We start from the raw sequence: 13,424 nt of genomic DNA, 5'->3' as shown, positions 1-13,424 counted from the left end.
CATGTTCACCTGGACCAAGAAAGGGCTGGTCTTCGATACCGCGCGGCAGGGCGTGGGCAGCTGGATGCGCCACTCGGCGCTCACGCCGACGCCGTACCGGATCGACGACGAGATCATCCGGGTCTACGCGGGATTCCGCGATGCCGATGGCGTCAGCCGCATCGGCTACGTCGACGTGCGGGCGGACGATCCCGCCACGGTCGTGCGGGTCAGTGCCGAGCCGGTGCTCGACATCGGCCGGGCGGGCTGCTTCGACGACAACGGCACGATCCTGGGCGACCTCGTCGACGCGCCGGGCGGCCTGCACCTGTTCTACGTCGGCTTCCAGCGCGTGGCCAGGGCCAAGTTCCTGGCCTTCACCGGCCTGGCCGTCTCGCGCGACGGCGGCGGCAGCTTTCGGCGCGTCCAGGAAACCCCCATCCTGGACCGCGCGCCCGGCCGCAGCACCATAGCCGCGGTGCATTCGGTCATGCATGAGAACGGCCGCTGGCGGCTGTGGTACGCCGTGGGCGACGACTGGGAGAACATCGGCGAGCAGCCGTTTCCGCGCTATCACATCCGTTATGCGGAGGCGGCCGACCTCTCCGCGATCCCGCGTGCGGACCAGGTCTGCCTGTGTCCGCAAGGTAGCGAGTACCGCATCGGACGGCCGCGGGTGTACCGCTTCGGCGGCCGCTACGCCATGTATTTCACGCGCGGCAACGTCAACGGCGACTACTTCCCCGGCATCGCCACAAGCGACGACGGCATTGCGTGGGAACGCCGCGACGAAACGCTGGGCATCTCGCTGTCCGCCGATGGCTGGGATTCGCGCGCGCTCTGTTATCCCGCGCTGATCCGCCAACGCGACAAGCTGCTGATGTTCTACAACGGCAACGACATGGGCGTGGACGGCTTCGGCGTGGCCGAAGCCGACGCGGTCCCGTTCGACGGTGGCGCGCATGTTCTCGGTTAGGCCCTACACCGTGGCCGATGCACACGCCTGGGACGCGCTGGTCGAACGATCCCGCAACGGCAACCTGCTGCACCGGCGCGGCTACATGGATTACCACGCCGACCGCTTCGTCGACCGGTCGCTGATCATCGAGCGGCATGGCGAAGCGGTGGCGGTATTCCCGGCGAACATCCAAGGAAAGGTGGTGACCAGCCATGGCGGCCTCACCTACGCCGGGTTGATCACCACGCACGCCCTGCGCGCCGAATCGACGCTGGACGTGTTCGGGCAGATCGCCGACCACTACCGCACGCTGGGCGTGGAACGCGTGATCTACAAGGCGGTGCCGCACATCTTCCACGCCTATCCGGCCGAGGAGGACGTGTACGCCCTGCATCGGCTGGGCGCGCGGCTGCGGCGCCGCGATCTCTCCTCGGTCATCGCGCTGAGCGGGCCATTCCACTTCACGCGGAGCCGCCAGCGCACTGTCGACAAGGCGCGCAAGTGCGGCATCGGCCTGCAGACCGGCACCGATCCGGCGGACTTCCATGCGCTGCTGACCGAGGTGTTGCACAGGCACGGCACCCGGCCGACCCACAGCCTCGCGGAACTGCGCCTGCTGCAGGCACGCTTCCCGCAGCACATCGTGCTGTACGAGGCACGCCGCGAGGAGGCCTTGCTGGCGGGCGCCCTCGTGTACGACTTCGGCCGCACCGTCCACACCCAGTACCTGGCCGCCTCGGAGGAGGGGCGGCGCCTGAACGCGCTCAGCCTGCTGCTGGCGGAGCTGATCGGCGGGATCTATGCGGACCGCAGCTTTTTCAGCTTCGGCATCTCGACCGAGCACGAGGGCAGGGCGCTCAACGGTGGCCTGGTCACGCAGAAGGAACACTTCGGCGCACGCGCCATCGTGCACGACTTCTACGAATGGACGCTGTGATGGACACCAGGCGCATGGAGGTACCGTTCCTCGACCTCAAGGAGGTCCATGCGCGCTATGCCGACGAGCTGAAGGCGGCCGCCGCGCGGGTGATCGATTCGGGCCGCTATGTGCTGGGCGAGGAACTGGCCGCCTTCGAGCGCGAGTTCGCGGCCTATTGCGGCGTGCGCCATGCGGTGGGCGTGGGCAGTGGGCTCGATGCCCTGGCGCTGATCCTGCGCGGCTACCTGGGACTGGGCGCGCTGGCCGAGGGCGACGAGGTGATCGTGCCCGGCAACACCTTCATCGCCAGCTTCCTCGCCATCAGCGGGAACCGGCTGGTGCCGGTGCCGGTGGAGCCCGACCCGGCGACCTTCAACCTCGACCCGGCCTGCGTGGCGGCGGCGATCGGGCCGCGCACGCGCGCGATCATGGCGGTGCACCTGTACGGCCAACTGGCCGACATGCCGGCGCTGGCGGCGCTGGCCAAGCGACACGGATTGCTGCTGATCGAGGACGCCGCGCAGGCGCACGGCGCGACGAGCGGCGGCCGCAAGGCCGGCGCGTTCGGCGATGCGGCGGCCTTCAGCTTCTTCCCGGCCAAGAATCTCGGCGCCCTGGGTGACGGCGGCGCCGTGGTGACTTGCGACGCGCGGCTGGCCGAGCGCGTCGCGGCGCTGCGCAACTACGGCTCCGACACCAAGTACCACCACCTTTTCCAGGGCATCAATTCCCGGCTGGACGAGATCCAGGCTGCCTTGCTGCGGGTGAAGCTGCGCCATCTCGACGACGATCTCGCGCGGCGCCGGCGCGTGGCGCAACGCTATCGCGAAGGCATCCGCCACCCGCAGATCCTCTTGCCGGAGGTGGCGTGCGAGGAATGCCACGCCTGGCACCTGTTCGTGGTGCGTTGCCACCGCCGCGACGCGCTGAAGCAGCACCTGCAGGCGCAGGGCGTGCAGAGCCAGGTGCATTACCCGGTGCCGCCGCATTGCCAGCCGGCATACGCCGAACTGTGCGAGCTGCGGCTGCCGCTCACCGAACGCCTGCACCGGGAGGTGCTGAGCCTGCCGCTGGGGCCAAGCCTCGGCGATGTTGCGGTGGAGCGGGTGATCGAGGCCTGCAACGCGTTCGAATGCCCGCCATGAACATCGTGCGCGCCGGCTTCTATTCCTCGATCGCCACCGCGGCGCGACTGCTGGCGGCGCTGGTGGTGATCAAGCTGGTGGCGTGGCTGGCCGGGCCCGAGGGCGTCGGCAAGCTGGGCCAGTTCATGAGCCTGATGTCGTTGCTGGCGGTGCTTGCCGGTGGCGGCATCGGCGCCGGCATCGTGAAGTACGTCGCCGAATACCGGCACGACCCGCAGCGCCTGGCGCGGCTGCTGGCTGCCGCGCTCTGGTATGCGCTGTGCGCCTCCGTGCTGATGGCTTGCCTGGCCCTGTTGTTCAGCCGGCAGCTGGCGCAGTGGCTGCTGGACGACGTCGCCTACGCGGGCCTGATCCGCGTGCTCGCCGTGGCCCAGCTCGGCATCGCGCTGGCCAACTACATCCTGGCCGTGATCAACGGCTTCATGGACGTGCGCCGGTTGGCGCTGATCCAGGTGCTGGGCTCGATGCTCAGCATTGCGGTGGCGGTCTGGCTGGCACGCTGGCTGCACCTGTATGGCGCACTGCTGGCCCTGGTGGTGGGTCAGCTGCTGTGGCTGGCGGTCGGCCTGCCGGCGTGGTGGCGCAGCCCGTATTTCCGGCGCAGCATGCTGCGGCTGCGCTTCGACCGCGAAATGACCTTGCGGCTGGCCGCCTTTTCCCTGATGACGCTGACCGCCGCGCTGGTCTCGCCGCTGGTGAACATCGCGGTGCGCGACCATCTTGCGCTGGAACTCGGCTGGCAGCAGGTCGGCTACTGGCAGGCAGTGAGCAAGGTGTCGGATGCCTACCTGCTGTTCCTCACCACGGCCATCAACATCTACTACCTGCCGAAGCTGGCCGCGATCCGGGAACGCGATGCGCTGGCACGCGAGCTGCGCCATGCCTACCGCTTTCTCCTGCCCGTGGTGATGGCCCTGGCGGCGGCCGTGTACCTGCTGCGGGGCTGGGTGACGCGCCTGCTGTTCAGTGCGGATTTCGCGCCGGCCAACGCGCTGTACGGGCCGCAGCTGGCGGGCGACGTGGTCAAGATCGCCGCCTTCGTGCTGTCCTACGTGATGCTGGCCAAGGCGATGACGCGGCTGTTCGTGTTCTCCGAATGCGCGTTCGCGGCCAGCTACCTGGCGCTGGTCTACCTGTTCACCGCGCGCTTCGGCCTGGTCGGCGCGATGTACGCCTTCGCGGCCAACTATCTCGGCTACCTCGTCTTCAACGTGCTCGTCGTGCGGCGCTATCTGGAGAGGGTGTGATGGTGGCCCGGGACGCAGCGCAAGGCATGGCGCCGCCGCTGGTCTCGGTGCTGATTCCCGCGTTCAACCACGAGCGTTACGTGCTGCGCTGCCTGGACAGCGTCCTGGAAGATCCCTATCCGGCCAAGGAACTCATCGTCATCGACGATGGTTCGACCGACCGCACCGGCGCGCGCATCGCCGACTGGGTGGCCGCGCATTGCATGGACATCCCCATCGAATACGTGCAGCGGGAGCACCGCGGCATCGCCGCGACGCTGAACGAGCTGGCTGCGCGCGCGAACGGCGAGTTCCTGCGTCCGGGCGCCAGCGACGACTACCTGCTGCCTGGCGGTCTCGATGCGCAGGTTCGCTACCTGCTGGAGCATCCGCACAAGGTGGCGGTGATAGGCGACTCCATGGTGGTGGACGGCGACGGGCACAAGCTTCAGGACAGCGGCATGTGCGACCTGCACGGCGCCGACAAGAGCCTCTATCGCACCGACGACGGCATCCGCCGCGCGGTGATCCGGCAGTGGGCCATCGGCGGGCCGGTCGTCCTGATCCGCAAACGCGCGCTGGATACCGCCGACCGCTGGAGCGAGGGCCTGCGCATCGAGGACTGGGACCTGTTCCTGCGCCTGGCGGCCCGCGGCATGCTCGGTTTCGTCGACGTCCACGTATGCGCCTACCGCCTGCACGGATCGAACGTGAGCAAGACGCGGCACAAGGGGACCCGCATCGCCAACCTGACCGAGTCGCGGCAGGTGGCGACGTTCCGCGCCAGCCTGTTCGAGGAGCCATACCGGACCCTGCTGCGGGCGCAGTCGCATTACATCGACGCCAAGATCTCGTTCCTGGAACGGCGGCCCTGGCCGCTGCTGTGTCACCTGGCGGCATATCTCGCGCTGGTCGTCCGGGCCAGGCTGCCGTCCGCGGGACCGCGCGCGGAGGGGACATGAACCGGCTGCTGCGGCTGCCCTCCACCTGGCTGGGGCTGCCCATCCTGCTCGGCTGCGGGTTGACCTGGTTCACCTACGAGCTGCCGCCCGACTACCTCGAGGGCCTGCTCCTGCTGGCGGTGACCGCGTCGGCCATCGTGCTCCTCGACGTGCAGGCAGGCGTGCGGATCCCGACGACGGCGCAATTCCGCGCACGCCACTACGCCGGCACCCGCGATTCCTTCGTGGCGCTGGGCCTCGCCGGCCTGATCCTGCTGTTCTGCCTGCTCGATCTCACATTGTTCCCGATTCCATTGTTCGACAAGCCCTCGGCCTATGCCTCGATGGCGGGCGGCCGCGAACACATCCGGCACGTCTCCGACATGTGCTGGGTGCTGCCGCCGATCGGTCTGCTCTGCGCCCGGCGCCGCTGGCTGCGCAACTTGCTGATCGTCGTCGGTTTCGTGTTTCCGGTGCTGGTGATCGACCGCAATAGATTGTTCGCCACGGTGTTTTCGTTCGCGCTGCTGATCCTGCTGCGGCGGGACCCGCAGAAGCCAACGCCGTGGAAGGCCGTCGGTGCGCTGGTGCTGGCGGGCGTCAGCGTGTTCTCGATCCTCGGCATCGTGCGCTCCGGCACGCTGGATCACGTGACGCTGCCATTCGGCGCGACGTACCGCGCCGCGCCGCAGGGCATCAAATGGCTGCTGCTGTACGGCAGCGCAGGCCCCTACAACTTCAGCGCGATGCTGGCCAAGCACTACGTCAACGCGGACTTCCTGATCAACCAGCTTGTTCCGCTGCATGGCTCCGTCGCGACGGCTGGAACGGGCATCCCGCTCGATGCGCCGAACATCAACGTAGGCACGGAGTTCTTTCCGTTCCTGTTGGCGCTGGGGCCCTATGGCGCCGTGGCTTCGGTATTCGTGCTGTACGCCATGCTGCTGTGGAGCGTGCAGCGGCTGCGCCCGACGGTGCCGCTGTTCTCCCTGCTGATTTTCCTGCGCATGTCCTACGTATGCGTGATGTCGCCGTTCGCGCCGCAGGCTTTCACGTGGACGAATGCCGGCTTCATCGGCGTCTGTCTTTTCCTGCAGCTGTTCGCGACGTGGCTGCCGAACCGAAGGGCAGGGGGCGCCTCGATGGCCGCGCAAGCCGTGTCTTCATTCTCTCCCCAGCGAGTATCGAACCATGGAACAAGATGAGATCTATCTGGCCGATCTGTGGCGGATCTTTGCGCGCGAGTGGAAGTGGTTCGTGCTCGTGCTGGTGCTGACCCTGGCCTGCACCTATGCGTTCGCGCATCTGGTGAAACGCCAGTGGGAGGCGATCGTCTGGATCCAGATCGGACAGGTCGGGGCGGTGCCGTCGGGACAGGACCCGAAGGTCGAACCGCTGCAACGGGTATTGGAACGGCTGCAACTGGTGCCGTTCGAGAACGAGGTCCTGCGCGGCGCCGGCTATGCGCCGGATTCGTCCGTGGCCAGCCTCTACCGAAAGAGCGTGAAGCTGGATCCGCTGCCCTACGCAGGTCCGCTGATCAGGTTGAGCGTGCGGTCCTATTCCCGACAGCAGGCCAGCGAACTCGCGACCGCGACAGTAACTAGGCTGCGCGCGATCCACCAGCCTCTCCAAGCAGTCCAGTTGGCGTCGGCACGCGCACGCCTCGCCGCGATCGAGAGGGACCTGCGGATCGCGCAGGCCGAGCATTCCAGATACCTGGAAGCGGCCCAGCCAGGCAGCCAGAGAGGGCCGGCTGGCAAGGACGCCGCCAATCCGATGCTCGCGAGCTTGCTGCTGGCCAACAAGGAGGAGGAGATCCGCGGCCTGCAGCAGGCGAGGAACGATCTCGCCGAACGACTCGGGCCCACCTACACCTACGAAACCTCCACGATCTGGCCTGTCTACGTCCCCGAACACCAGGCGTTTCCGAATCCTGCGCTGACGTGGGGCATCGGCCTGCTGCTGGGGATATTCCTGGGCTCGTCCGCGACGTTGGCGAGGAATGTCGCGCGACGTCGGTAGTCATCGCCGCGGCATGGATGCCTGTCGACGGCATTCAACCAAAGCGAACCATGACGGCACTTATGGAGCAGGCACATGAAGGTGCGGACCGATGGCGGTCGATCCGCATGCCGTGGCGCGTTGCGGACCTTGTTCCGCCGGAGCAGAGATCGAGATGAACGGGGAGCACGAACTCGGGCAGCGCACTCTGGAAACCGCAATGCTTCCCGCACCTGCGCCAGGCATGACGAGCCGGCGGGACGCCAGCGGTTCCCTGGATGAGGTGCGGCTGCTCGACACGCAGCGCGCCTTCGACAGCGTGGCGGCCGACTACGACGGCCCCCGCGGCAACAACGAGCTGATCCAGCGCATGCGCCCGGCCCTTTGGGGCGCCGTGTGCCGCGAACTTCCCGCCGGCGGACGCCTGCTCGACCTGGGCTGCGGCACGGGCCTCGACGCGGTCGAATTCGCGCAGCGCGGCTATCAGGTCGTCGCCACCGACTGGTCGCCGCGGATGGTCGCGCGCACGCAGCTGCGTGCCGCCGCCGCAGGCATGGAGGGCCGCGTCGCCACCGCGCACCTGGGCATCCAGCAGCTCGATCGGCTCGATGACGCCTTCGACGGCATCTACTCGAACCTCGGTCCGTTGAATTGCGCGCCGGATCTGCACGTGGTCGCGGCTGAATGTGCACGCCTGCTGCGGCCAGGCGGCCGACTGGCGTTCTCGGTGATCGGCCGGATCTGCCCGTGGGAACTGGTGCACTACTCGCGGCGCGGACGCTGGCGGCGGGCCGGCGTGCGCGCGGCGCGCGGCGTTACCGCGGTGGGCATGAACCACCACACGATCTGGACCCGCTACTACCTGCCGCGCGAGTTCTACCGCGCCTTCGCCGGGCACTTCGTGCTGGCTGGCTACCGCGCGCTGGGCCTGTTCCTGCCGCCGCCCTACCTGGTGGACTACTACCGTCGCCATCCCCGCCGCTGCGGATTCCTGGGCCGGCTCGATGATCGCCTCGGCGCGCTGCCGCTGTTGCGCGACATGGGCGACCACTTCCTGATCGTGATGCGGCGGCGCTGACGCCATGGGCTTCCTGCAGGCCGCGCTGGACGTCAGCCTGTGCCGTGCGACCACGGTCGCGCCGGCCGGCGCCTCGCACGCGCCGCTGCCGATCCGGGCTTCGCGGATCGGCGCCTCGCTGGCCGCGCGGGCCTGGCGCATCGACCTGCGCGATCATTTGATCTTTCCCGGCCTGATCAACGCGCACGAGCACCTGCACGTCAATGCCGTGCCGCCATTGCATGCGGACGCGCCGTTCGCCAACAGCTACGCGTGGATCCGGGCGTTCCAGGCGCACTTCGCCGAGCCGGCCGTGGCCACCGCACTGCGCCTGCCGAAGGCGCTGCGGTTGCGCCACGGCGCGCTGAAGAACCTGCTCGCCGGCGTAACCTGCGTGGCACACCACGACCCCTGGCACCCGTCGCTCGATGCGCTGGATTTCCCGGTGGCGCTGTTGCGCGACTACGGCTGGAGCTACGCGCTGGGCTGGCCCGGCTACGGGCCGCCGGTGCGGGCGAGCTTTGCCGCCACGCCCGCCGGGCGACCCTGGATGATCCACCTGGCGGAGGGCACGGATGCGGTCGCGCAGGCGGAGCTGGCGCAGCTGGACCGGCTCGGCTGCCTGGCGGCGAACAGCGTGCTGGTGCATGGCGTGGGCCTGCGCGCAGCGGACATCGATCGCGTCATCGCCAGTGGCGCCGCGGTGGTCTGGTGCCCGACCAGCAACCGCAACCTGCTCGGGCGCACGCTCGACCCACGACGCCTGGGCGCGGCCGATCGCCTCGCGCTGGGCAGCGACTCGCGGCTCAGCGGCGCGCGCGACCTGCTCGAGGAGATGCGCGGCATCACCGCAGGCGGCGAACTCGCGCCTGCGCAAATCCTGGCGCTGGCCACGACAGCGGCGGCGCGCATCCTGCGCCTGCCCGAGCGCGGCGCCATCACGCCGGGTGCGCGGGCTGACCTGGTGATCGTCGAGGATCGCGGCAATGCGGCACGCAGCCTGACGGGCCTGGAGCGCAGCGAGATCCGCGCGGTGGTGCGCGACGGCGTGCCGTGCATCGCCGATCCCGATTTCGCCGAGTGGTTCGCGGTCGCTGGCGTGGACACGGTGCCGGTGCTGCTGGACGGCCAGCGGAAGCTGCTGGCCGCTCCCCTGGCCGAGCCGGATCTGCTTGCGCTCGAACCGGGCCTCGAACTCGCCACCGCGCGCAACGCGCCCGAGCGCGCCGTGGAAGCGTGGTGCCCATGATGACGCGCGCGCCTCTGCTGGAGCCGGCCGAGGCCTATGCGCTATGGGCATCCGCGTATCCGGCGCACGCCCACAACCCGGTGATGTGCGCCGAGGAACGCGCGATGCTCCGGCTGATGCCGCCCTCGCTGAGTGGGCAAGCAGTGCTCGATGCCGGCTGCGGCAGCGGGCGTTACCTGCTGCATGCGCTGCGGCGCGGCGCGGCGCGCGCGGCCGGCGTGGACGTGTCGCCGCAGATGCTGGAACGCGCCGGCGCGGAGCTGGACACCTTGCGCACCGGCGCGGAGGTCACCCTGCGACAGGGAAACCTGATGGCCCTGCCAATGCCGGATGCCCAGGCGGACCTGACGATCTGCGGCCTGGTCATCGGACACCTCGAGCACCTCGGGCAGGCGCTGGCCGAGCTGCGCCGCGTGACCCGGCCCGGCGGCGTCCTGCTGTGCAGCGACGTGCACCCGATCGGGCATGCCCTGGGTTGGCAGCGCGATTTTAAATCCGAAGGCCGCCGCTACGCCGTGCGGCACACGCCGCACCTGTACGGCGATTGGCACGCCGCCTGCAGCGCGCTCGGGCTGCACATCGAGCAGGTACTGGAACCCATGCTCGACCCGGCCGACATCCCCGCCGGCGCGCACTTCGCTCCCCGGGCGCTGGAGGTGCCCGTTGCGCTGGTGTTCCGCCTGCGGCGCGCATCCGATCCCACCGGTGCCGATGCCGCTTGCACGCAGGCCTGCCCATGACCGCTCCGCGCACCCTGCTGATCAACCCGACCGTCACCTCGCGCTCGAGCGCGCGATTCCCGCTCGGGCTGCTGCACCTGGCTGCGGCGCTGGACCGTACCGGCAGCAGTCGCATCATCGACGGCAACGTGGACCGCGACTTCGTCAACGACAGCGTGCGCGCGATGGAGCAGGAGCGTTTCGACGCCGTCGGCGTCGGCGTGATGGGCGGCCCGCAGGTGGCCACGGCGATCGCCGTATCCAAGGCGATACGCGCGCGTTTCCCGCGGGTGCCGATCATCTGGGGCGGCTATTTCCCGACCCTGCACACGGACGCCACGCTGGCCGCACCCTATGTGGACTATGCGATCCGCGCGCAAGGCGAGCAGGCCTTGCCCGAGTTGGTCGCCGCGCTCGCCGGCGACGGGCCCGGGCTGGGGCATGTCGCCGGAGTGTCCTGGAAGCGCGCCGGCACGGTGGTGCACAACCCGGCCCGTCCCATCATGCGGCACGACCCTGCGGGGCTGCTGCCCTACGACAAGCTCGGCGATCCGCGCCGCTACCTGGCGCGTACCTACCTCGGCCAGCGCACCGTGGCCCACCAAGCGGCGATCGGCTGCCGCTACCACTGCACCTTCTGCGGCGTGGCCGCGATGTTCAACGGCGTGACCCAGCTGCCGGCCGCTGCACGGCTGGAGCGCGAGCTGGGCTATTTCAAGCACGTGCTGGGCGCCGATTCGGTGCAGTACTTCGACCACAACTTCTTCGATCGCGAGGCGGACATGGTGCCGCTGCTCGAGGTGATGGCGAGGTTCGAGCTGCCGTGGTGGTGCTTCGCCCGTTCCGACGCGCTGCTCAAGCTCTCGGAGCACTCGTGGGGACTGGTGCGCAGGAGCCGGCTGCGCATGGCCTACATCGGCGCGGAATCGCCCAGCGGCCAGATGCTGCACGACATCCGCAAGGGCACGCGGCCGGACCAGACCCTGGAGGTGGTGGAGCTGTGCCGCCGCCACGGCGTGATCCCGGAGCTGTCGTTCATGGTTGCCCCGCCGGAAAACACCGAGGAGGAGACCGAGCGCACGTTCGAGTTCATCCGCGAGATGAAGCGGATCAACCCGCAGACGGAGATCGTCATCTATGTCTACACGCCGCTGCCGGAGCATAGCCGCCACGAGAAGGACCGCGCCAAGCGGCCGGGCACGCCGTTGCTGGACATCGACGGCGAACCGGTGGTGTTCCCCGCGACGCCGGACGAGTGGGCCCAGCCGCGCTGGGTCGATTACGCCTGCCACATGGACGCCCCCTGGCTCACCGACCGGCTGCGCCGCCGCATCAACGACTTCGTCACCGTGCTGCGCTGCCGCTATCCCACCGTGCAGGACCTGCGCGCGCCGCCGTGGGCCAAGCGGAGGCTGAGCGCGATGGCCGCCTGGCGCTACCGCTTCCGCAAGTACGACCGGCCGTGGGAGCTGACCCTGGCGAACCGGCTGGTGCGCCTGCGCATGCCGCAGGTGTCGGGCCTGTAGAGGGGTGCCGGCCGTGCACGTGGCGCAGATCAATTTCCTGCCCGCACCCCGCAGCCTGGGCCTTGAAGCCTTGCTCGAACGCTGGCCGTCGCTGGCGGACATCGCGGAGCTGGTGGCGACCGCCGGCGTCCGGGTCACCGTGCTGCAGGCAGCCGCGCATGCCGAGCACCTGACCCGTGCCGGCGTGGACTATCGCCTCGTCGACATGCGCGGTACGCGTACGGCGAAAGGCCGGGGCCGCCGTTTCGCCGATGCCCTGGACGGCAGCGGTGTCGACGTTCTGCATGCGCACAGCCTGGCTTACGTCGACGATGCGTTCGCAGTCGCCGGCAATCTCGCGCCGGGTTTGCCGGTGGTTTTCCAGGACCATGCCGACCGACCGCCACGCTGGTGGCGACGGCCACGCCATCGCCGTCGCTTCGCCGCCGCGGCGGGCGTGGCCTTCACCTCGCTCGATCTCGCGCGGCCCTTCGTCGCCACCGGCATGTTCGGTCCAGCGACGCGACTCCTCGCAATCCCCGAATCCAGCAGCCGCTTCATGCCCGGAGATCGTGCGCGCGCACGTGCGGCGACCGGGCTGCATGGCGAGCCTTGCGTGCTGTGGGTGGGACGCCTGAATCGCGGCAAGGATCCGCTGACGGTGCTGGACGGCATCGCGCTGGCGGCGGAGCGCATGCCCGGCTTGCGCCTGTGGTGCGCCTTCGGCGAGGAACCGATGCTGGCCGAGGTGCGCGCACGCATCGACGCCGATGCGCGACTGGCCGGACGCGTGCACCTGCTGGGCAGGGTGGACCATGCGCAGGTCGAGATGCTGATGCGCTCCGCCGACCTGTTCGTCTCCGGCAGCCGTGCCGAGGGCAGCGGCTACGCGGCGATGGAGGCCATCGCTTGCGGCCTCACGCCGGTACTCACGGACATCCCGGCCTTCCGCGCACTGACCGGCAACGGCCGCATCGGCCGGCTGTGGCCATGCGGCGATGCGTCAGCGCTGGCCGACGCATTGGTCGGTGCCGCGGCGGACCGGCCTTCGCCGCAGCGGGCACGCGCGCATTTCGACGAAACCCTCTCGTTCCAGGCGGTGGGGCGGCTCTGGGCCGAGGCCTATGCACGGGTCCTCGACGATCGCCGCGGGGGCGTGCCGTGAAGATCGCCCTGGTGGTTCCCGGCGGGGTGGACCGCAGCGGCGAGTACCGCGTGATCCCGGCCCTGCTGGCGCTGCTCGGGCGGCTGGCGCGCACGCATGAAGTGCACGTCTTCGCGCTGCATCAGGAGGCGGCGCCGGGTTGCTGGGAACTCGCCGGCGCGCACATCCACAACATCGGCGAAAGCCGGACGCGCCTTCGTGCGATCGCAGCGATCCGCGCCGAGCATCGCCGCGCGCCATTCGATGCGATCCACGCGATCTTCTCCGGCTCCTGCAGCCTGGTCGCCGTGGTTGCCGCGAAGCTGTTGCGACGGCCGAGCCTGGTGCATGTCGCCGGCGGCGAGCTGATCGCGCTGCCCGAGATCGGCTATGGCGGCCGGCGCACGTGGAAGGCACGGCTGCGCGAAGCGCTGGTGCTGCGCGGCGCCGACGCGATCACCGCAGCCAGCGCGCCGATCCTCGAATCGCTGCGCGCGCTCGGGCTCGAGGCCCGGCGCGTGCCGCTGGGCGTCGATCTGATGGTCTGGCCGCCACGCGCGCCGCGTGGGCGCGACGGC

13 protein-coding genes are annotated in these 13,424 nt (G+C 69.5%); all 13 read left to right on the top strand.

Annotated features, from left to right (window positions below; translation table 11 throughout):
* Position 1: 1 nt before the first annotated feature.
* Positions 2-955: a hypothetical protein gene (locus HOQ08_RS01695; protein WP_291190632.1), complete on the top strand. Its 954-nt coding sequence runs from the start codon at positions 2-4 to the stop codon at positions 953-955.
* Positions 942-1,874 carry a GNAT family N-acetyltransferase gene (locus HOQ08_RS01690; protein WP_291190629.1) on the top strand — a complete coding sequence of 311 codons (933 nt, stop codon included), beginning with the start codon at positions 942-944 and terminating at the stop codon, positions 1,872-1,874. The genes HOQ08_RS01695 and HOQ08_RS01690 overlap by 14 nt, the downstream gene beginning before the upstream one ends.
* A 14-nt stretch (positions 1,875-1,888) precedes the next feature.
* Positions 1,889-3,001: a DegT/DnrJ/EryC1/StrS family aminotransferase gene (locus tag HOQ08_RS01685; protein ID WP_291190676.1), complete on the top strand. Its 1,113-nt coding sequence runs from the start codon at positions 1,889-1,891 to the stop codon at positions 2,999-3,001.
* Positions 2,998-4,248, top strand: a complete 1,251-nt coding sequence (locus HOQ08_RS01680; protein WP_291190626.1) for an O-antigen translocase — start codon at positions 2,998-3,000, stop codon at positions 4,246-4,248. Before HOQ08_RS01685 ends, HOQ08_RS01680 begins: the two co-directional genes overlap by 4 nt.
* A 26-nt stretch (positions 4,249-4,274) precedes the next feature.
* Entirely contained in the window at positions 4,275-5,189 is a 915-nt protein-coding gene (locus tag HOQ08_RS01675; protein ID WP_291190623.1) for a glycosyltransferase, read from the top strand.
* Positions 5,186-6,373 carry a hypothetical protein gene (locus HOQ08_RS01670; protein ID WP_291190620.1) on the top strand — a complete coding sequence of 396 codons (1,188 nt, stop codon included), beginning with the start codon at positions 5,186-5,188 and terminating at the stop codon, positions 6,371-6,373. Before HOQ08_RS01675 ends, HOQ08_RS01670 begins: the two co-directional genes overlap by 4 nt.
* Positions 6,360-7,193 (top strand): Wzz/FepE/Etk N-terminal domain-containing protein, encoded by an 834-nt coding sequence (locus HOQ08_RS01665; protein WP_291190617.1) that lies wholly within the window; start codon positions 6,360-6,362, stop codon positions 7,191-7,193. Before HOQ08_RS01670 ends, HOQ08_RS01665 begins: the two co-directional genes overlap by 14 nt.
* Positions 7,194-7,416: 223 nt before the next feature.
* Complete coding sequence (locus HOQ08_RS01660; protein ID WP_291190614.1) at positions 7,417-8,250, top strand: class I SAM-dependent methyltransferase; 834 nt, start codon at positions 7,417-7,419, stop codon at positions 8,248-8,250.
* 4 nt (positions 8,251-8,254) lie between these two features.
* Positions 8,255-9,478, top strand: coding sequence for an amidohydrolase family protein (locus HOQ08_RS01655; protein ID WP_291190612.1), 1,224 nt, complete (start codon positions 8,255-8,257; stop codon positions 9,476-9,478).
* The gene (locus HOQ08_RS01650) at positions 9,478-10,218 is read left to right on the top strand and encodes a class I SAM-dependent methyltransferase (RefSeq protein ID WP_291190609.1); all 741 of its coding nucleotides are present in this window, start codon (positions 9,478-9,480) and stop codon (positions 10,216-10,218) included. The genes HOQ08_RS01655 and HOQ08_RS01650 overlap by 1 nt, the downstream gene beginning before the upstream one ends.
* Complete coding sequence (locus HOQ08_RS01645; RefSeq protein WP_291190606.1) at positions 10,215-11,723, top strand: cobalamin-dependent protein; 1,509 nt, start codon at positions 10,215-10,217, stop codon at positions 11,721-11,723. The genes HOQ08_RS01650 and HOQ08_RS01645 overlap by 4 nt, the downstream gene beginning before the upstream one ends.
* A gap of 13 nt (positions 11,724-11,736) precedes the next feature.
* Positions 11,737-12,867, top strand: coding sequence for a glycosyltransferase family 4 protein (locus tag HOQ08_RS01640; RefSeq protein ID WP_291190603.1), 1,131 nt, complete (start codon positions 11,737-11,739; stop codon positions 12,865-12,867).
* Positions 12,864-13,424 (top strand): glycosyltransferase (locus HOQ08_RS01635; RefSeq protein ID WP_291190600.1); only part of this gene is annotated, 561 nt, incomplete at its 3' end. The genes HOQ08_RS01640 and HOQ08_RS01635, both read left to right, overlap by 4 nt.

The sequence above is a fragment of the Frateuria sp. genome (assembly GCF_013362045.1).
GTDB lineage: Bacteria > Pseudomonadota > Gammaproteobacteria > Xanthomonadales > Rhodanobacteraceae > Frateuria_A.
The sequence above is the reverse complement of the archived record's forward strand: the minus strand, read 5'-3'. Positions and strand labels throughout refer to the sequence as shown.

What these genes read in the sequence shown, in the direction of transcription:
- HOQ08_RS01695 (WP_291190632.1), top strand. Translation starts at nt 2, where the DNA reads ATGTTCACCTGGACCAAGAAAGGGCTGGTCTTCGATACCGCGCGGCAG.
- HOQ08_RS01690 (WP_291190629.1), top strand. Translation starts at nt 942, where the DNA reads ATGTTCTCGGTTAGGCCCTACACCGTGGCCGATGCACACGCCTGGGAC.
- HOQ08_RS01685 (WP_291190676.1), top strand. Translation starts at nt 1,889, where the DNA reads ATGGAGGTACCGTTCCTCGACCTCAAGGAGGTCCATGCGCGCTATGCC.
- HOQ08_RS01680 (WP_291190626.1), top strand. Translation starts at nt 2,998, where the DNA reads ATGAACATCGTGCGCGCCGGCTTCTATTCCTCGATCGCCACCGCGGCG.
- HOQ08_RS01675 (WP_291190623.1), top strand. Translation starts at nt 4,275, where the DNA reads ATGGCGCCGCCGCTGGTCTCGGTGCTGATTCCCGCGTTCAACCACGAG.
- HOQ08_RS01670 (WP_291190620.1), top strand. Translation starts at nt 5,186, where the DNA reads ATGAACCGGCTGCTGCGGCTGCCCTCCACCTGGCTGGGGCTGCCCATC.
- HOQ08_RS01665 (WP_291190617.1), top strand. Translation starts at nt 6,360, where the DNA reads ATGGAACAAGATGAGATCTATCTGGCCGATCTGTGGCGGATCTTTGCG.
- HOQ08_RS01660 (WP_291190614.1), top strand. Translation starts at nt 7,417, where the DNA reads ATGACGAGCCGGCGGGACGCCAGCGGTTCCCTGGATGAGGTGCGGCTG.
- HOQ08_RS01655 (WP_291190612.1), top strand. Translation starts at nt 8,255, where the DNA reads ATGGGCTTCCTGCAGGCCGCGCTGGACGTCAGCCTGTGCCGTGCGACC.
- HOQ08_RS01650 (WP_291190609.1), top strand. Translation starts at nt 9,478, where the DNA reads ATGACGCGCGCGCCTCTGCTGGAGCCGGCCGAGGCCTATGCGCTATGG.
- HOQ08_RS01645 (WP_291190606.1), top strand. Translation starts at nt 10,215, where the DNA reads ATGACCGCTCCGCGCACCCTGCTGATCAACCCGACCGTCACCTCGCGC.